This is a genomic window from Actinobacillus pleuropneumoniae, assembly GCF_003290385.1.
GTDB lineage: Bacteria > Pseudomonadota > Gammaproteobacteria > Enterobacterales > Pasteurellaceae > Actinobacillus > Actinobacillus lignieresii.
The window spans coordinates 1,101,402-1,120,605 of the sequence record NZ_CP030753.1 but is presented as its reverse complement, the minus strand read 5'-3'; the positions used below and the strand labels follow the sequence as shown (position 1 = coordinate 1,120,605).

Genomic DNA, 19,204 nt, shown 5'->3' with positions numbered 1-19,204 from the left:
ATCAAAACTATTCAGATACACAGTTTAAGCTATAATAAATCCTTTCTATTTTTAAACGATAGAAAGGATTTTCTTTTAAGGGGGAACAATGAAGGCGATCAAACAATGCAGCCAGAGTTATGTAAATTGGGTATTGCGCTTGGGGAGAGGAAAGGCTGCCCTGTTGGGATTCTTTGTATTGGCCAGCTGTGCCATTGTCGCACAAAGTCTTTTAACCTATCTGTTTACGGGCGGTATTTTAGCGCAGGATATTTTACGTTCGATTTCTTTCGGGTTGATTTCCGCCCCCTTTGTGATTTATTTCTTTAATCTGATTGTAGAGAAGCTAGAAAAATCGAGAATCCAGCTTGAGCAAAGCGTGTACGATTTAGGTATTCTGCGCGAGCAAGATGCCTTTTTAAACGCAACCTTAGAAAAGAACAACCGTGATAAAAGCGTGTTAATGGCAACGATTAGCCATGAATTACGCACTCCGCTAAACGGTATTATCGGGTTAAGTCGAATCTTACTGGAAGGCGAATTGACTGATCAACAACGTGAATATCTAAAAACGATTAATATCAGTGCGGTTTCGCTGGGGCATATCTTTAGCGATATTATCGATTTAGAAAAAATCGATAGCCGTCGAGTCGAGTTGTTTAGAAAAGAAATCGAATTCTCGCAACTGATTAGCGATATTAGTAATTTCGGCAATTTAATGGCGGAACAAAATAAAATTAAATTTCATATCGACTACTCGGATGATTTACCGAATTTTATCTATGTGGATAACGCCCGCTTAAGCCAAATACTGTGGAATTTGGTCAGCAATGCGGTCAAATTTACTCCGGCGGGCGGCGATATTTATTTAAGCGTGAAACGGATTGATAACGATCATTTCAGCTTTAGCTTAAGAGATACCGGCATCGGTATTCCGAAACACGAACAACGCAAAGTGTTTGCAATGTTCTATCAAGCGGAAAATTCTCAGGAAAGAAAAGCGCAAGGCAGCGGTATCGGTTTGGCGATTTCAAAACGTATCGCAAAATTAATGGGCGGTGATTTAACCCTACGCAGTGAAATGGGCAAAGGTTCAACTTTTACCTTGACTATTCAGGCGGATCCGGTCGAAGCGAAAAAATCGGTGAAAATCAACGCGCACGCGTTAAAAGTCTTATTGGTGGAAGATATTGAAGTGAATGTGGTTGTCGCGCGTGCCATGTTAGAGAAATTCGGCTGTGATGTGGATGTCGCAATGACTGGCGCACAAGCGTTTGAGTTATTTGAACGGAACAGCTACGACTTGATTTTATTGGATATTCAATTACCGGATATGACCGGCTTTGATATTGCGCAACGATTACGCGAACGTTATGAAAACGAAGAAGTGGATTATTTACCATTATTAGTGGCATTAACCGCCAATATTATGCAAACCAAAGAGGAATATCAGCAACAGGGTATGGACGACGTGTTGCGTAAACCGCTTTCGTTGGAAGCATTATCCGAATGCCTAAATCATTATTTTAACAGTGATTTTTCGGAAAAAACTGCTGAAATTCCACCGCTTGTTGAAACGGAAGAAACGCTCAACCTACCGTATGATCGTAAAATTTTATCGGAATTTATTGAGGTAATGGGGGCGAAAGCGGTATTGGCGAACTTTGCATTATTCGCCAAATTAATGCCGGAGTATTTGGCTAATCTACAACATTATCTGACCGAATGGCAGGCAACCGATTCGCCGGAAATGCGCAAATGTACGGCGGATGAAGCGCATAAAATCAAAGGCGCATTGGCTTCGGTCAGCTTGAAACGCTTACAAGAAGTCGCACAACTTGCGCAGAGCGATAACGGAGAAGTGTGGGAACAGCATATCGCACAATGGGTGTTCCAAATCGCTCAACAGTGGCAAGCGGATTTAGCATTAGCGGAAAATTGGGTAAAAGAAAATTACTAATCGAAAGGGGATAACGTCTTTAGGCTTTATCCCATTTTTTATGTTTCGGATTGACGAATTCAATCCCTTTATCTTTAAAATGAATTCCTTCGAGTGCCAATAGATAGCGTTTAGCCGGTAAGCCGCCGCCAAAGCCGGTCAAAGTTTGGCTCTTGCCTAATACGCGGTGGCAAGGCACGATAATTGAAATCGGATTGCGCCCGACCGCACCGCCTACCGCTCGCATTGCATTCGGTTTACCGAGTTGTCGTGCGATTTCACCGTAACTGGTGGTTTTGCCGTAAGGAATGGTTAATAAAATCTGCCAGACGGATTTCTGAAATTCGGTACCTTGCGGTGCCAGAAAATCCAAATGTCTAAACTCCAATTTCTCACCGGCAAAATAGCGGTCTAAAATATCGCGCGTTTTGCAAAAAATTTCGAAAATTTGACCGCTTGTTTCGTTAGCTTTTTGCCATTTTTGCGCATCGCTTGTGAGCTGTTCTTGCTCAAACTCAATGCCGATTAAACCTTTATCATTGGCAATCAATAACAGCTTGCCGACCGGTGAATCGTAATATTGATAGTAAATCGTTGATTTCATTATTTCTCCTTAAAGTAAATAAAAAGGCGTGTAATCAGTTTACACGCCTTTGGCATCTTCGTAATTTCCTATTTTGAGTTAGGCATTAAAATTTGTAGTTAAGATTTAAGCCGTAGAGATTCCCGCGAGCTTTAATTTTAAATGCCGTACCTTTTTCGTCAAAGCTGTTTGCCGTACCGCGTAGGAACGCATAACCGGCATCCACCGAAAGCGCAGGGGTTACACGATAGGTTGCACCCACCGAATACCACATACGGTTTGTATCCGGAATCGAAATTGACGGATGATTGGTACTTGCGTTTTCATCATAAGCGATACCCGCACGTAATGTTAATGGCTCGGATACATCATAAGATACGCCTAGTGCATAACGACTCGCATCCGAGAAATCTTCTTTTTTGTGTAAGTAATGTTCGCCTTTAGTGCCGTAAGCATCTAACGTTTTTAAACGGCTCCATTCGGTACGTTTCCAGCTATATTGAACCGCTAAGCGGTCGGTTAATTTATGGAAACCCGATAATTCCCAGAATGCCGGTAAATTAAGTGTTAATTTACCCGGAAACTCTTGACCGGCTGTTGGGAATGCAACGATAGAACTTCCTGTTGCAGCAGAAATACTGTTACTGTAATGACCTTTAAATTTCACATCTACAGGAGAGTGGTATGCTAAACCCCAGCGGTGATTTTCATTCAACTCGTAAACTAAACCGGCATTCCAACCTAATGACCATTCATCGCCACTGACACGAGCTACTTCTGTTGAACGTTTATAAGAGGATAATAAATTACCTAAAGCTTGATATTGGTTTGCTGTGGCGGTTAATGCTTGCGCTTGAGCGGTTAAACCCGCTGCGTTTGCTTTTGCAGCCGCCGCTCTTGCTTGTGCTGCCCCTGCCTTTGCTCGAGCTGCACCTGCTTCGACATTATCACCTAAATGACGAATAAATTCCGCTTTAGAGTAAACAACATTTAAACCTGCACCAATGCTAAAACCGTAACCTAATTTATAAGCGCCGCTTAGGTTGAAGTTATGCGCTTGTAATTCGGTATTACCGCCTAATGAACCTGCGGCGAAATCGGTCGGATATTTTGTTTTTAAACCGTAATTTACGTTATAACCTAAACCGAATGAGAAATCATCATTCACCGGTAATACGAAATATATATTAGGAATCGGTGCGGTTGGTACGACATTACCTGCATAAGCTTGATTACCGTTTGAAGTGATTCCGCGAACGGTCAAATCTGTATCAACGAGCACGCCACCGGCTGAAATTTCAGGGCGTTTGAATTTAGTCATTAACGCCGGGTTATTTGCTACTACGGACGCATTGTCCGCAACCGCCGCATTACCTGCGTACGCCATACCGAGTCCTGACGTTGAAACTTCCGCAAGTTGGAATAAAGAAGCCGATACACCGCCGGCAGATAAAGTTAAGAGTGAAGCAATAAGAGTTTTATTAAATGTGTGATTCATTAGGTATCCTTTTAAATAAAAAAATAGCCGTATAAAAGGCCATTTTTGTGAACTGTCGTTCATATTTTTATGATTGCTAAAAAGCAAAACGCGGGCGATTCTACGTAGGGATAACAAGGTGAGCAAGTGTATTTACTTAAAAAAGTAGGAGTTCCGACCAGTAGGCGGAATACCTCTTTCCGTTTATAAGGCTATCGGGTCGATATGAGAACTAAAACGGCAATAGATTGTACGTTATATCAATTTCTTCGGCTTTAGTCGGGATTATTATTTTATGAGCTTTAAAAATCATTTATAATTGTAAAGTTATTGATTTAAAAAAATGCAAACTATTCTTTTATGTTATCAATAAGGATTATTAATAATCTTTATCATTTATAAAACCTTTCAGTGTGATAAGTGTAAAATTCTTGACTGTAACAGTCAGGTATATCAAAATTCACACCGTAAATCGATTACTATTTCCTTATTAAAAGAGGGACAAAAATTATGAAATTAACGTCAAGAGGGCGTTATGCGGTAACTGCGATTCTAGATATTGCGTTACACGGAAAGTCTTTGCCGGTAAGCCTTGCCGATATTTCGGAACGTCAAGCGATTTCATTGTCGTATTTGGAACAATTATTTGCTCAATTACGTCGCGAAGGAATCGTGCATAGCGTGAGAGGTCCGGGCGGCGGTTATCAACTCGGTAAGCAACCTGAAGAGATTAGTGTGGGGATGATTATTGCGGCGGTGAATGAAAATCTCGACGTAACCAAATGTAAAGGTAGCGGCAACTGTAGCAAAAACTCTCAGTGCTTAACCCATCATTTATGGGAACGTTTAGAAGAACAAATCGGTGTGTTTTTAAATACGATTACTTTAGCGGAACTTGTTGAAGAACATTCGGATCACGATTGTGAAAAAGAACATTGCCACGATCATTCACACAAACATTAATTGCAACAATTTCAATAAAAACGGCCGCTTATTTAAAGCGAGTTAGGAGTAACAATGTCAGTTAAATTACCTATCTATTTAGATTATGCAGCAACTACGCCGATGGACGAGCGTGTTGCGCAAAAAATGATGCAATATATGACCAAAGACGGTATCTTTGGTAACCCGGCTTCACGTTCGCATAAATTCGGTTGGGAAGCGGAAGAAGCGGTAGATGTTGCACGTAACCATATTGCGGATTTAATCGGCGCGGACAGCCGTGAAATCGTATTTACTTCAGGCGCGACGGAGTCGGATAATCTTGCGATCAAAGGTGCGGCGCATTTCTATCAAACTAAAGGTAAACATATCATCACGGTTAAAACCGAACACAAAGCGGTATTGGATACTTGCCGTCAGTTAGAGCGTGAAGGTTTTGAAGTAACTTACTTAGATCCGGAACAAGACGGTATTTTAGATTTAGCGAAATTAGAAGCGGCGATTCGTCCGGACACCATTTTAATTTCCGTGATGCACGTAAATAACGAAATGGGTGTTATCCAAGACATCAAAGCAATCGGTGAGATTTGCCGTGCGAAGAAAATTATTTTCCATGTGGATGCAACGCAATCGGTCGGTAAAGTACCGGTAAACGTACAAGAATTAAAAGTGGATTTAATGTCTTTCTCAAGCCACAAATTATACGGACCGAAAGGCATCGGCGGCTTATATGTATGCCGTAAACCTCGTGTTCGCATCGAAGCGATTATTCACGGTGGCGGTCATGAGCGCGGTATGCGTTCGGGTACATTACCTGTACACCAAATCGTAGGTATGGGCGAAGCATATCGTATCGCTAAAGAAGAAATGGCAACAGAAATGCCTCGCTTACGTGCATTACGTGACCGTTTATACAACGGCTTCAAAGATATCGAAGAAGTGTATGTAAACGGTTCAATGGAAGAAGGCAAACGTGTAGATTCAAACTTAAATATCAGCTTCAACTTCGTTGAAGGCGAATCATTAATGATGGCGTTACGTGATATTGCGGTTTCATCAGGTTCAGCGTGTACATCGGCAAGTTTAGAGCCTTCATACGTATTACGCGCAATCGGTCGTGACGATGAATTGGCACACAGCTCGATTCGTTTCACTTTAGGTCGTTGGACAACCGAAGAAGAAATCGACTACACCATCGAGCTTGTGAAAAAAGCAATCGTAAAACTTCGTGAACTTTCTCCGCTTTGGGAAATGTTTAAAGAAGGTGTGGATCTATCAAAAATCGAGTGGAATCACCACTAATCAGTAGAAATATTGCAATGCATTTGCGTTGTTGAACCGCCTTGCCGTACTGATTGTACTGTCTGCGGCGGTTCGCCTAGCAACTGCAAACAATATTTTACTGATAACGGAATTTAACAGAAGGAATACAAAATGGCATACAGCGAAAAAGTAATTGACCATTACGAGAACCCACGTAACGTAGGGACATTTGATAAAGAAGCGGCGGATATCGGTACCGGTATGGTAGGTGCGCCGGCTTGCGGTGATATTTTACGTTTACAAATTAAAGTGAACGATCAGGGTATTATCGAAGACGCACGCTTTAAAGCGTACGGTTGCGGTTCTGCAATCGCATCAAGTTCTTTAATCACCGAATGGGTGAAAGGTAAATCTTTAGAAGAAGCGGGCGCAATTAAAAACAGCGACATCGCAGAAGAATTGGAATTACCACCGGTAAAAGTTCACTGTTCAATTCTTGCGGAAGACGCAATTAAAGCAGCGATTGCCGATTATAAAGAAAAACAAGCTAAATAATAATTAACTTCGAATAACACGGAAAGCACGAAAACAAGCGGTTGTTTTTTCGCAAAATTTTGCAAAATCAACTTTTTCGTGTATTTCCGTGTTTTCTGTGGTAAAGATCGCTTTCATTTAACAGATTAAAAAGGATAACTTATGGCAATTACATTAACCGAAACAGCAGCAAATCGAGTTCGTACATTCTTAGAAAACCGTGGTAAAGGGATCGGTTTACGTTTAGGTGTGAAAACGTCGGGCTGTTCGGGACTGGCTTATGTGCTTGAGTTTGTTGATGTGTTAAATGAGGATGATCATGTCTTTGAACAACACGGCGTAAAAGTGATTGTAGATGAAAAAAGCCTGACTTATTTAGACGGTACCGAATTGGATTTCGTCAAAGAAGGTTTAAACGAAGGTTTTAAATATAACAATCCGAATGTGAAAGATTCTTGCGGCTGTGGTGAAAGTTTTAACGTATAGAGATAAACAATGAATAATCCTTTTGCACTATTTGATTTACCGGTTCAATTTGAATTGGATAACGCGCTACTTTCCGAACGCTATTTGGCATTGCAAAGACAACTGCATCCGGATAATTTTGCGAACGGTTCTTCAACGGAACAATTAGCGGCGGTACAAAAATCGGCAGATATAAATTCAGCGTTACAAACGCTTAAAGATCCGATTCTACGTGCGGAAGCAATAATTGAAATTCATACCGGCGAAGCAAAAAATCTCGAAGAAAAAAGTATGCGAGATATCGAGTTCTTAATGCAACAGATGGAGTGGCATGAGAAACTGGAAACAATAGAGCATCGTCATGATGAAGCTGAATTAACCGCCTTTCTAAAGCAAATTAAAACCGAACAGAAAGCCGTTTTAGAGCAACTGCAACAAACGCTGGAAGCGCAACAATGGCAACAAGCCAATGGGCTGACCGATCGCTTACGCTATTTTAAAAAGCTGATTATTCAAATCGAAAAAGTCGAAGAAAAATTCTTTGATATGTAGCGGTATCAGCCGGATACAAGCGGTCTGATTTTAAGAGAATTTTGCAAATGGCTTTACCCTATATTTTATTGGCACTGGTCGCCGGTTCCGCTCTGGCAAGCCAAGCGGCAATTAATAGCCGATTAGCGCAGGCAATGCTCGGGCAACCTTTGGTAGCAGCGACCATTTCGTTTGCAACGGGGACGATTGCGTTATTGTTATTCTGTTTTTGGAAAACGGATTTAAGCGGTGCGTTACAACAGCTTCCGTCACAGCCGATTTGGAAATTGCTCGGCGGTATTTTAGGCGCCGGGTTCGTCTTTACTACGGTATTTTTAGCACCTAAAATCGGCATTACCAATATGCTGTTTTTTATTATTGTCGGACAGCTGGTCACAGGGGCGATTATTGACCATTTCGGTTTGTTCGGAATGGCGGTTCGTCCTTTCCAATTAAATCAGTTAATCGGCTTATTAACGGTTGCTTGCGGTTTGGGGATTTATTTCTTAGCCCGAAAATAAGCGGTCGAATTTAAAGGAAATTTTGCAATGAAAGCATTAGAAGAATTATTAGATAAGCAATCGGCGTGGCTCATTTTAAGAGATTGGTTTACGCAAGCAAAAAATCATTATGAAATTTTAGCGAGCTATCCGGAAGACGCCGGTGCGGCGTTAGTCGGAATGCAGCTTTCGACGCGTTCGCCGATGGGCGCAATCGTGTATGAGACCGGCGGTATTTTTATTGATCACGGCTGGTTACGTATTTTAGGCTCAGGTAACGAAAAGTTACCGAGAGGATTATTCGACTGGAATTTCGGAAAAACCTTTAAACAATCGGGCGAACAACCGAGCCATTTATTAGTGGCGGACGATGCAATCGGCGGTTATTTTGCGATTAATGCCGGCGGCTTAGGCGATAAAGTCGGACAGGTCTATTATCACAACCCGAAAACCCAAAAATGGGAACCGTTAAATTTAGGTTATTCGGAATTTCTCGGCTGGGCGTTAGCCGGCGATTTAACCGATTTTTATAAAGACTTACGCTGGGAAAACTGGCAAACGGATATTGCGAATTTACAAGGTTATCAAGTATTAGAATTAGAAAGTAAAATCGCCGTACCGATTGAGCGCCACTACCAAGGCGTATTCGCTCCGGAAAATATGGGTTATTCGGTAGCATAATTTTATCACTCTCTCCCCTTGTGGGAGAGTGTGTAGTAAGTGATATTTTTTAAATTAGATCTTGAGCAGAATTTGGTAGAGTTAGAACGTAATATTATATAAAGAGAGATAAAAAATAATGGCATTACTTCAAATTGCTGAGCCGGGGCAGACGGCTGCACCGCATCAGCATCGTTTAGCAGTCGGTATTGACCTTGGCACAACCAATTCATTGGTAGCAAGTGTACGTAGCGGGCAAACGCAGGTGTTGTTAGATGATCAGGAACGTGCGTTAGTTCCATCTGTCGTCCACTACGGTGAACAACAAAAAACAGTTGGGGTTGAAGCATTTGCGCAAGCAAGCATTGACCCGCAGAATACGGTCATTTCGGCAAAACGTTTAATCGGTCGCTCATTAGCAGACGTACAAACACGTTATCCGGATTTACCTTACCAATTTATTGCCAGTGATAATGGCTTACCGCTAATTCAAACTAAACAAGGTAATAAAAGTCCGATTGAAGTTTCAGCAGATATTCTAAGCCACTTAAATCGCTTTGCCAAACAACGTTTAGGCGGTGAGTTATCCGGTGTGGTGATTACTGTGCCGGCATATTTTGATGACGCACAACGTCAAAGCACCAAAGATGCAGCGCGTCTTGCCGGTTTAAATGTATTACGTTTATTAAATGAACCGACAGCGGCAGCGATTGCTTACGGGTTAGATAGCGGACAAGAAGGCGTTATCGCAGTATATGACTTAGGTGGCGGTACTTTCGATATTTCGATTTTGCGTTTAAGTCGAGGTGTGTTTGAGGTATTGGCGACCGGCGGTGATACCGCACTTGGCGGCGATGATTTCGACCATTTACTAGCCGATTGGATTGCGGAACAGGCAAATTACAAACCACAAAATGCCAATGAACAACGTGAATTGTTAACGCTAGCTACTCAAACTAAAGTGGCGCTTTCACAAGCGGTCGAAATTGAAGTGAAATTTGCAAATTGGCAAGGTATGGTAAGCCGTGCGCAATTTAACGAGTTAATTCAGCCATTAGTTAAACGTTCATTGATGACTTGTCGCCGAGCGTTAAAAGATGCCGGTGTGGAGGCCGAAGAAGTTCGTGAAGTGGTCATGGTTGGCGGATCAACCCGTGTGCCGTTTGTGCGTGAGCAAGTCGGCGAATTTTTCGAGAAGAATCCGTTAACCTCAATTGATCCGGATAAAGTTGTGGCATTAGGGGCGGCGATTCAAGCGGATATTTTAGTCGGTAATAAACCGGACAGCGAAATGCTGCTGTTAGACGTGGTACCGCTTTCTCTCGGTATCGAAACGATGGGCGGTTTAGTTGAGAAAATTATTCCGCGTAACACGACGATTCCGGTTGCACGTGCGCAAGAATTTACTACCGCGAAAGACGGTCAAACCGCAATGAGCGTACATGTGTTACAAGGCGAACGTGAGTTGGTCGAAGATTGTCGTTCACTCGGTCGCTTTACGTTACGAGGCATTCCGCCGATGGTTGCCGGTGCGGCGACGATTCGTGTTACTTATCAAGTGGATGCGGACGGTTTGCTCAGCGTAACGGCAATGGAAAAATCGACTAAAGTGCAGGCTTCGATTCAAATTAAACCGTCTTACGGTTTAACTGACGAAGAAGTTACACAAATGATTAAATCTTCAATGACCAATGCCAAAGAAGATATGGAAGCCCGCCAACTTGCCGAACAGCGAGTTGAAGCGGACAGAACGATTGGTACGGTTATTTCGGCATTACAACAAGACGGTGCGGAAGTATTAAGCGTTGAGGAGTTTAAATTAATTGAAGCGGAAATCGCAAAACTGATTCAATTAAAACAAGGGACGGATCGACAAGCGATTGCCCAAGGGGTAAAAGATTTAGATCTCGCCACACAAACATTTGCTGCGAAGCGAATGAATTTATCAATCCAAAAAGCATTAGCGGGTAAAGCCGTTGATGAGATTATTTAGTTTTTATCACTGAAAATACGGAATACTCGGAAAATAGTATTTGCAAAGAATCGGCAAAATCCGACCGCTTGCATTAATTGATTTCCGTGTCTTTCGATGGTAAATCAAAGAGAGGATATTATGCCAAAAGTTGTTTTTCTTCCGCATGAAGAGTTCTGCCCGGAAGGTATGGTGATTGAAGCGCAAACCGGCGACAATTTATTAGAGTTAGCACACAATGCAGGTGTTGAAATTCACCATGCTTGTGACGGTTCTTGTGCGTGTACCACTTGCCATGTGGTAATTCGTGAAGGATTTGATTCATTAAATGAAACGACCGATCAAGAAGAAGATATGCTAGATAAAGCATGGGGTCTGGAAATGGACAGCCGTTTAAGTTGCCAATGTGTGGTTGGTGAAGAAGACTTAGTGGTAGAGATTCCGAAATATAACTTAAATCATGCAAATGAGGTGGCACACTAATGAAATGGTCTGATACACGCATGATTGCGGAAAATCTCTATGATATGAATCCGGATTTAGATCCGACAACGGTTCGTTTTACCGATATGCACAAATGGATCTGCGAAATGGACGATTTTGATGATGATCCGGAAGCGTCAAACGAACAGGTTCTTGAGGCTATCTTGACTATTTGGCTTGAAGAATACAAATAATCTGTAAAAACCTAAAGCGAAAGTTTTAGTTTTTGTTCGCAACTACTTATATTTTTGCATCTGTTTTGCTTGGCATTAGTTGGTTTAAGGTTTTTCGTGAAAAGTGCTTAGATGGCAGAGAATCACCTTTTGGGTAGCTTGAATTACCTAAGATATTGAGATCAAAGATAAAAAAGAAACAGATTTACGTGCCTGAACCAACAGATTTATCACTACACGCCTTTAAAAAAATAACAACGTGAGCTTGCGATTTCCCGCTATGAGATTGCTTACTTAAAAGGTTGAAGGAGCTTGACTGCCAAAAACGACAGCAGAAAAAAGAACCGCCATTCATGCCCTAAAAAAGCACATTCATTAAATGATTTATTGCAAGTGGCTCAAATGGTCAGCTCCCCCTTTTATTATCAAGAGGTTAAACGAAATTATTCTGAAGAAAAAGCAGTGATGTTGAGAGAATAGCGGGATGGTTATCGTGCTTTAACTCTAAAATTGTGTCAAATCGGTGTTAGATTAAATCATACAACTATCTTGAAGCTGAGGAATGTCCAGCAAGATCTATTCTATTGTTCGCAAGAAAAACTTTATTTTTCATTAGCTAATTGAGAAATTATCTCTTATCAGATTGCGACATGTCCCAAATTCCCGATGGTTAAAAAGATGCTAGAACAAGGGCTGAGTCAATTAAAAGCCACGGATGGCCCGATTATTCATTATGCTCAAGGTGTAATGGTACAGCGGCGTGGCGAAATATGTTAGAAGGAAAAGTTATCCAGAGCATGAGTCGATAGCTGTTATAATAATGCGCTAATTGAAAGTTTCTTTGGGATTTTGAAATCAGAATGCTTTTACCATCGCAGTTATACATCGATAGTAGCGCCACAGACCGAGTTGGAAGAATATTTAGTGTATTATTACTAAACTGGATTTAAAAGGACTGGGCCCTGCTCAATCCCGAGGCTCAGCCTTTATAGTTTATTAATCTGTTCAACTTTTTGGGGCAAATCATATCGTTTTTAATTATTAGATTAAAAACGACTTTCGATGATCAGATTCGCATTTTTATCCGTGTAAGCATATAGGCTTGGTAAGTTGCTATGATGTTTAGCATAGCCAAGTTGCAGTTTGGGTGTAAGCCCTAACCAATGCCAATCTCGTTTCCAAAGGGTAAGATTAATGCTGTTCACACGGTCATGGCGAATTTTACCTAGATTAAGTTTGCCACCCAGCACCGCAGTGTCTTTATAATGTCTGTCGGTGTAAGCAAGGGTCAGGCGGCTTGATAATCCAAGTGTTTGCCATTCCTGCTGCCAGCCGAAACGTAAGCTTTTGGTATCAGAACTATGTTGTTTCAATACGGTTTTATCTCGGTTGAAATCGGTACCAATAAAGAAAAACTGTCGCGGATTACGTAGCCAGAGTAGGGTAGCTGAAGCAAGTTTATAGCTGCCATTGTAAATGTGCTGGTCGAAATAGCGTTTTTTCCCATACTCGAATGCAGTAGCAAGTTGCCAGTGAATAGAAAGCCAATATGCATGTTCTAGCCTTAATCCGTTTGTCCAGCGTTCTGATTGATGATGTTTCCAGCGTTTTTCATAAAATGGCAATACGCGGGTGGTTTGGTGTGACTTTTTGTAAGCATAGCCAAACAAAGCGCGATTGGTGATTTCATCGTAGTCATGATTATCCCAATAAAGTTCCCCCTGCGTTTGATTATCGAAACTAAGGTAATGCGAGCCAAGTAGGTTAAAATCTCTTTGTAGTCCAAAAGAATAGTGAATTCCGTGCGCAGTTTGTGGTAACAGGTTAGGCTGTTTCACATAGCCGGTATGCTCAATTTCAGTTTGTTTGGATGTGTTATTGATATTACCATCCCGTACATAGTGGGCAGAGAAATTGAACTTCCAAGCTTGTTTTTTCTCCAGATATTGCTGATACTGTTCAATCAGTTGCTGCACTTTATAAGGTAGGTTTTCGGCACTTTTAGCTTTATCGAATTGTTCACTTGCCGCATTCGTTTGTTGATCATGTAGTAATGCAATTGCCAGTTCAATTCGTACGGTATTTAGTTCAGGTTGTTTAGCAAGAATAGTGCGAAACTCTCGAATAGCTTGTGAATAATTTCCTTTAAGTAGCGCGATTTTACCTTGAGCATAGCGCAATAAAATTGGGTCAATTTGGTTAAAATCTTGATAAATTATCACCAGTTTTTCCATATTAGTGAGCTGGCGAGTATAGATAGCTTGGCTGAGTAATTTTTCGGTTAATGCCTGATTAGCACGTAATTCAGCTTCGTTAAAAATGTGGCGAGACGATTGTTCCACTGCAAGCTGTAAGGGTGCCGATGTTGGTTTAGCGATATGTTCTATTTGGCTAGGTGTACTATTGGGATCTTGAGCAAAGAGTAATGTCGGAAAAAAAAACAGTAATGTAAATTTCTTCATTTCTTATCCTTAGAAAAAGAAAAGGGCTGTTACCAGCCCTTTTAGCTAGGCGAGCCTATTTTTCAGTTTTCACTGCACCAAATACAGCGTTATATTTAGTTATGTCATTGTTATTAATATGATCTGTTTCATTTTCTAATTCAATAGAACCAACGGCATCGTTAAGCTTTGGACCAGCAAACTCGACAGAGTAGAAGCCTTCCAACGAGTTATTTGCTTTAGCTTTGCCATTAAAGCCAATATGATCCGCTAAATAAGTTGCTGGAGCAAGTTTACTTTCTTCAAGCTTAATTTCACCTATAGTTGTACTATTTACTTTCCCACTAAGCTTACTGTCTGTCCAATTATTATCTAAGTGCAAGTTCAAGGTTACATCGCCATCTACTTGTGGAGCAAAGACAACGGTTTTATCGCCAATCTGCTTTTCAATACGTGCAATCACGTTTCCTTGGTAAACAGCATCACCTACAAGCCCATTATTCCATTTGGCAGTTTGACCATTTAATGTATAAACGCCATATTCAGCATAGCTTGCGCCACTTTCTCCTTCGCTAATGATTCTCCTTCCATCTCTTCCTGTGCTGAGTTGTACATGGAAGAGATTGCTGTTATTCGCATCTGTAAATAGTGCTCCATAACTAGAATAAGGCTGATTCACGTACAAGTAGTTGATTTTATTTGAATCCCCAACAATTTTACTATCTTGGTAGATGCCACTATGTTGCCCTAAGTAGTTATTACCTTTTTGATTAAGATTTTTGATAAAAGGGCTACCCTGTTCATTTTGTCCAAGTTCAAAACTAAGAAAATGGTTATATTCTGTCTCCCCAAATTCCTTGCTATTATCAAGAGGTGAATTTTTGCTTTTAGTCAGTGAATCCAGATGATCTTTGCGATATTCACTAATATTGAGCAAACTGCCATTTCGACTTAATGCAACAACTCGCCATGCCTTGCCTTTGCTATCCTCATTAATACCAGAAGCGTACGGTTTATTCTTTTGTATATCAGGTTGTGCGGGGTGTTCTGGTTGAGCAGGTTTTTCTGGTGTAGGAACAATGGGCTCTGGCTGTTTTGGTGTTTCGGCTGGAGTAACCGGTTTAGCCGGTTGCACCGGTTTTGGTAGCTCAGGTTTAGCAGGAATGTTATTGGCTTTATTCGATTCTTCCTTTTTATCCTTTTCCTTTGTGATTTGAATTGGTTGAGGCTCTGAATTTTTTGCTACCACAGATGGACCATGGCTAGATTTACAGCCAGTAATCACAAAAGAAACCGCAATTGCGGCAAGAGTAAGTTTAAATGTAGAACGCATGTTTTATCTCCGTTAAGTTAAATCCATAAAATTTTAATGGATATGTTTCCTGCTTGGCAAGAGGGGAAAGATAAAAATACATAATTTTTTTATGGTTATTATTGTCAAGCCTCATATTTTGCAGTAACTTATTAACCATAATTATTTTATGGAGAATAAAATTGTTTAATAAAAAATTACTAGCTGTGTTGATTTCAGCCCAATTTAGTCCGCTTGTTTGGGCAAACAATAACGATGTTGCAGTGTTAGACGAAGTTTCAGTAGTTAGTAGCACGCCGAGTATTTCGCAAGGAAGTGAAGTTACCTTACTGAAAGTCAGTGATAAAATTATTGCAGGTAAGGAATTTAAAAAGCGTTCGGCAACGCTGGGCAATGCGCTTGCAGCGGAGTTAGGTGTACACAGTAACCCGTTTGGCGGTGGCGCGAGTAAGCCAATTATCCGTGGCCAAGAAGGCGCGAGAATTCGTATTCTGCAAAACGGTTCGGATGTGATTGATATGTCAAACCTATCGCCAGATCATGCGGTGGTTGCCGATTCATTGCTTGCTAAACAGGTAGAAATTTTGCGTGGTTCCAGTACCTTGCTTTATGCCAGCAGTTCACCGGCGGGGATTGTGAACGTGGTAGATAAACGTATTCCAACTGAGATCCCAGAAAAGGGCTATGAGGTGGAACTCAATAGCCGTTTTGATACCGCTGCCAAAGAGAAAGTCGGCGCATTAGGGGCAACCTTTGGTATCGGCAAACATATTGCGGTGCGAGCCGAAGGACTGACCCGCCACAGCGATAACTACCGTGTTCCAGGGATTAATTTAGGTGAACGGTTAAACTATGTCCCGGATACTTATAATAAATCAAAAGTCGGCACGTTAGGGTTATCCTTTGTTGGTGAGCAAGGTTATATCGGTGCGTCATACAGTAAACGGCGGGATAACTATGGCTTACCAGGGCATAACCATAAATTCGATTTCTGTATTGGACATATTTATGGCAATAAACAGGGCAAATACGCCTATACCTATCTCTATCCGCATTTGATTGGCGAGGAAAACATTGGGAGCAATCCGCATTTCCACTGTGGAACTGATCATGCAGAAGATGGTACACACAGCCACGATAATCCATTCGGACACGATCACGACCATACACACCCTGGTCCATGGGTTGATTTAGAATCCAAACGATTTGATGTAAAAGCCGAGTTGCGTCAGCCATTCAAAGGTATTGATAAAATTAAAGTAAGCTACGCCGATGCCGATTATTACCATGACGAAAAAGATGCCGGTGTGTTAGCAACACGCTACCATAAACAGCTGAAAAAAGATCAGGATTATGGCAAACCGGTCAATATTTTCAAAAATCGAGGCAAAAATGCCCGCTTGGAAATCTATCATGCACCACTAGGTGGTTTAACCGGTGTATGGGGCGTGCAGTACCAAACTCAGAAGAGCAGCATGCATGCACCGAAAGATCGTGAAGTGAAATTCCCGCTGGTTGAAAACACGAATAAACAGATGAGCCTGTTTGGTATTGAGCAATATATGTGGGATAATTTTGCTCTTGAATTTGCTGGACGAGTAGAAAAGCAGAAGATTGAAATTGAATACGATCGCAATGAAATCAAACGCTTGCAGGATCATTATCGCATTAGTGGTGGTAAACAGGTTGAGCCAGATCTGTCACCTTATAACCAAAACGCTTATGCCTATTCCAGTACGCTAAATTGGTTCTTCCACCCAGATTATCAGCTCTCGTTTACTGCATCGCATAATGAACGTTTCCCAACGCCGATGGAGCTGTATTATCATGGACAGCATATTGCGACTAACTCGTTTGAATACGGCAATAAAGATTTGAAAAAAGAGCAATCTAACAATGTAGAACTAGGCTTAGGTTATCAAACTGAGCGAGTTGGGTACAAAGTGAATGTTTATTACAACCACTTTAAAAACTACATTTACAATGAAAATTTATTCCGTGAAAATCAGTTATTTATGCGTCGTTATAACCAGGCAAAAGCCCGTTTTTACGGCATAGAAGCTGAGGCAAGCTACCGCTTTAACGACAAATACCAAGCCACGATTTTTGGTGATATGGTAAGAGGCTGGCTGACCAATTTACCTCCACTGACGGTAAACAGCGATTACAGCGTATTTAAAGATTATTTACCAAAAGATGCTAAACCAGGTGAAGATTATTTGATTTATCGTGCTGATCAAAATACGCCTCGAACCCCTCCTGTACGACTAGGTTTTCGTTTTAATGCGGAGTTTACCCCAAATTGGTCAGGAGATTTAGAATTGATCCGTACCTTTACTCAACGCCGTACCAGTCAGTTGGAATATATTACGGAAGGTAATACGATGTTAAATATTGGTGTGGCATATAGTAATAAGTGGAAAGATTTGGATTACAAAATCAGTCTAAACGGTACTAATTTACTCAACCAACCGGTCTATATTCACACCTCTTACCACCAATTTGTACCGCAAACGGGACGGAATTTTATATTGGTTGTGAATGTTAAATTCTAAAAACAAGGAGCCTATGAATGATCTGACCCCAAAAAGTTAGACTGTTTAATTTAAGGACTGAGTTCTGTATTGTACAGGGCTCAGTCCTTTTAATTTCACTTGAATACGCTCATTGTTGTAATAATGAATGTACTCGTGAATCACTTTCTCAAGTTGTTCGAAAGTTTCAAATCGCTTATCAAAGTAACATTCCGTTTTCAATCGCCCAAAAAAACTTTCCATTGCCCCATTATCCAAGCAATTCGCTTTTCTCGACATACTTTGTTTAATATGATGTTTTCTCAGCATGTCTTGATAGTCTGCCATCTGGTATTGCCAGCCTTGGTCGGAATGTAAAATCGGTTTAGCGTCCTTAGGCGGTTTTGCGACCGCTTGCTTTAGCATCCGCATCACTTGCTCAAAGTTAGGGCTTCTTGCTAAATCATAAGCAAGAATTTCACTATTAAACAAGTCCTTAATAGGCGATAAATAGAGCTTGCCTTCCGCACATTTAAACTCGGTGATATCCGTTACGAGCTTTTCATTTGGCGCCGTTGCGTGAAAATCCTGTTGCAATACATTCTCGGCAATTTTACCCACTTCACCTTGATAAGAACGATATTTCCTCTGCTTACATTTCCCTTTTAAATCAAGCTGTTGCATTATCCTTTGAATACGCTTATGGTTAATCGCACCCAAAAAATCACGTAACTTTAACGTAATACGACGATAGCCGTAATTGCCATCATTATCTTGATAAATCTCAATCACTTTCTGCCTAATCACTGCATTTTTATCGATTTTAGGCGGTAAGTGATAAAAGAGCGTACTACGTTTTAAACCAGTCAAAGGGAGGAGGATTTCTAAGGGAAAATCCACTCTCAACGTTTTTACGATGGCTGCTTTAGCCGCATTTTTTGTTGGTTGAACTCCCGCAACTTTTTTAGGTAAGCATTCTCCGCTTCCAGCTCTAAAATACGATAACGTAAGCGTTCTTCTTCAGTTTTAGGTGGAGGAGGCATTTTGGGGTATTTCGGTTTCATTGTCGGACGACCTTTGGGCTTGGGTAATAAGCCGTTTATACCTTGTTCTTCAAAGATGTGCAACCATTGGCTAATCGAACCTGAATTAGCAATGCCAAAATGAAGGGAGGCGCTTTCCGCAGAAAATTGCCCCTTTTTGACCGCTTGTATGACGGTTAATTTGAATTCGGGGGAATATTTTTGCTTCTTACCTATCACCGCTAGCCCATTGATTCCGTTATGATTAAATTGAGCAATCCATCGAGTTAAGGTTTTCTTGGATAATTGAAAATGTCGTTGAGTGAATAAACGGTTTTTGTCATTTTGAAGATAAAACTCGATGACTTGTTGTTTGAATTGTTGGTTATATTTAGTCATAAAAAATCTGCACCTT

18 protein-coding genes are annotated in these 19,204 nt (G+C 41.1%); 13 read left to right on the top strand and 5 right to left on the bottom strand.

Going from position 1 to position 19,204, the window contains the following annotated elements; genetic code table 11:
* Positions 1-88 precede the first annotated feature (88 nt).
* On the top strand, positions 89-1,939 hold the full coding sequence (locus DRF63_RS05195; RefSeq protein WP_009874855.1) for an ATP-binding protein: 1,851 nt from the start codon (positions 89-91) through the stop codon (positions 1,937-1,939).
* A gap of 19 nt (positions 1,940-1,958) precedes the next feature.
* Here DRF63_RS05195 and DRF63_RS05190 read toward each other — a convergent pair whose 3' ends face one another.
* Together DRF63_RS05190 and DRF63_RS05185 are read right to left on the bottom strand one after the other, a co-directional pair.
* Positions 1,959-2,522, bottom strand: coding sequence for a methylated-DNA--[protein]-cysteine S-methyltransferase (locus DRF63_RS05190; protein WP_005597618.1), 564 nt, complete (start codon positions 2,520-2,522; stop codon positions 1,959-1,961).
* A gap of 85 nt (positions 2,523-2,607) precedes the next feature.
* Positions 2,608-3,999 (bottom strand): porin, encoded by a 1,392-nt coding sequence (locus DRF63_RS05185; protein WP_005597616.1) that lies wholly within the window; start codon positions 3,997-3,999, stop codon positions 2,608-2,610.
* 489 nt (positions 4,000-4,488) lie between these two features.
* Here DRF63_RS05185 and DRF63_RS05180 point away from each other — a divergent pair, with 489 nt between their 5' ends.
* The 11 genes from DRF63_RS05180 (at position 4,489) to DRF63_RS11445 (ending at position 12,440) form a co-directional block, all read left to right on the top strand.
* Positions 4,489-4,941: an Rrf2 family transcriptional regulator gene (locus DRF63_RS05180; protein WP_005597614.1), complete on the top strand. Its 453-nt coding sequence runs from the start codon at positions 4,489-4,491 to the stop codon at positions 4,939-4,941.
* Positions 4,942-4,995: 54 nt separating this feature from the next.
* Positions 4,996-6,222 (top strand): IscS subfamily cysteine desulfurase, encoded by a 1,227-nt coding sequence (locus tag DRF63_RS05175; protein ID WP_005597612.1) that lies wholly within the window; start codon positions 4,996-4,998, stop codon positions 6,220-6,222.
* A 132-nt stretch (positions 6,223-6,354) separates the two neighbouring features.
* Entirely contained in the window at positions 6,355-6,738 is a 384-nt protein-coding gene (iscU, locus tag DRF63_RS05170) for a Fe-S cluster assembly scaffold IscU (protein ID WP_005597611.1), read from the top strand.
* A gap of 141 nt (positions 6,739-6,879) precedes the next feature.
* Positions 6,880-7,203, top strand: a complete 324-nt coding sequence (gene iscA, locus DRF63_RS05165) for an iron-sulfur cluster assembly protein IscA (RefSeq protein WP_005597607.1) — start codon at positions 6,880-6,882, stop codon at positions 7,201-7,203.
* A 9-nt stretch (positions 7,204-7,212) separates the two neighbouring features.
* Complete coding sequence (gene hscB / locus DRF63_RS05160; protein ID WP_005597605.1) at positions 7,213-7,734, top strand: Fe-S protein assembly co-chaperone HscB; 522 nt, start codon at positions 7,213-7,215, stop codon at positions 7,732-7,734.
* A 47-nt stretch (positions 7,735-7,781) separates the two neighbouring features.
* Positions 7,782-8,234 carry a DMT family transporter gene (locus DRF63_RS05155; protein WP_005597604.1) on the top strand — a complete coding sequence of 151 codons (453 nt, stop codon included), beginning with the start codon at positions 7,782-7,784 and terminating at the stop codon, positions 8,232-8,234.
* 27 nt (positions 8,235-8,261) lie between these two features.
* Positions 8,262-8,894, top strand: coding sequence for a DUF2625 family protein (locus tag DRF63_RS05150; RefSeq protein WP_005597602.1), 633 nt, complete (start codon positions 8,262-8,264; stop codon positions 8,892-8,894).
* A gap of 118 nt (positions 8,895-9,012) precedes the next feature.
* Positions 9,013-10,866, top strand: a complete 1,854-nt coding sequence (gene hscA, locus DRF63_RS05145) for a Fe-S protein assembly chaperone HscA (protein WP_005597600.1) — start codon at positions 9,013-9,015, stop codon at positions 10,864-10,866.
* A gap of 120 nt (positions 10,867-10,986) precedes the next feature.
* Positions 10,987-11,328, top strand: a complete 342-nt coding sequence (fdx, locus tag DRF63_RS05140) for an ISC system 2Fe-2S type ferredoxin (RefSeq protein ID WP_005619225.1) — start codon at positions 10,987-10,989, stop codon at positions 11,326-11,328.
* A complete protein-coding gene (gene iscX / locus DRF63_RS05135; RefSeq protein ID WP_005619222.1) occupies positions 11,328-11,522 on the top strand; it encodes a Fe-S cluster assembly protein IscX in 195 nt (64 codons plus the stop codon). The genes fdx and iscX overlap by 1 nt, the downstream gene beginning before the upstream one ends.
* Positions 11,523-12,329: 807 nt before the next feature.
* On the top strand, positions 12,330-12,440 hold the full coding sequence (locus DRF63_RS11445; protein WP_080550261.1) for an IS3 family transposase: 111 nt from the start codon (positions 12,330-12,332) through the stop codon (positions 12,438-12,440).
* 107 nt (positions 12,441-12,547) lie between these two features.
* Here DRF63_RS11445 and DRF63_RS05120 read toward each other — a convergent pair whose 3' ends face one another.
* Positions 12,548-13,963 carry a surface lipoprotein assembly modifier gene (locus DRF63_RS05120; protein WP_005597594.1) on the bottom strand — a complete coding sequence of 472 codons (1,416 nt, stop codon included), beginning with the start codon at positions 13,961-13,963 and terminating at the stop codon, positions 12,548-12,550.
* Between the two features lie 55 nt (positions 13,964-14,018).
* Positions 14,019-15,275 carry a hypothetical protein gene (locus DRF63_RS05115; protein WP_005597592.1) on the bottom strand — a complete coding sequence of 419 codons (1,257 nt, stop codon included), beginning with the start codon at positions 15,273-15,275 and terminating at the stop codon, positions 14,019-14,021.
* Between the two features lie 161 nt (positions 15,276-15,436).
* On the opposite strand from DRF63_RS05115, the gene DRF63_RS05110 reads away from it, so the two are divergent.
* A complete protein-coding gene (locus tag DRF63_RS05110) occupies positions 15,437-17,809 on the top strand; it encodes a TonB-dependent receptor (protein ID WP_012478456.1) in 2,373 nt (790 codons plus the stop codon).
* A gap of 45 nt (positions 17,810-17,854) precedes the next feature.
* Here DRF63_RS05110 and DRF63_RS05105 read toward each other — a convergent pair.
* Positions 17,855-19,188, bottom strand: a protein-coding gene (locus tag DRF63_RS05105) for an IS3 family transposase (protein WP_108744153.1) whose coding sequence is annotated in 2 segments (ribosomal slippage) — positions 17,855-18,735 and positions 18,735-19,188 — 1,335 coding nt in all. Because the reading frame shifts where the segments join, the coding sequence is not laid out codon by codon here.
* Positions 19,189-19,204: the final 16 nt, after the last annotated feature.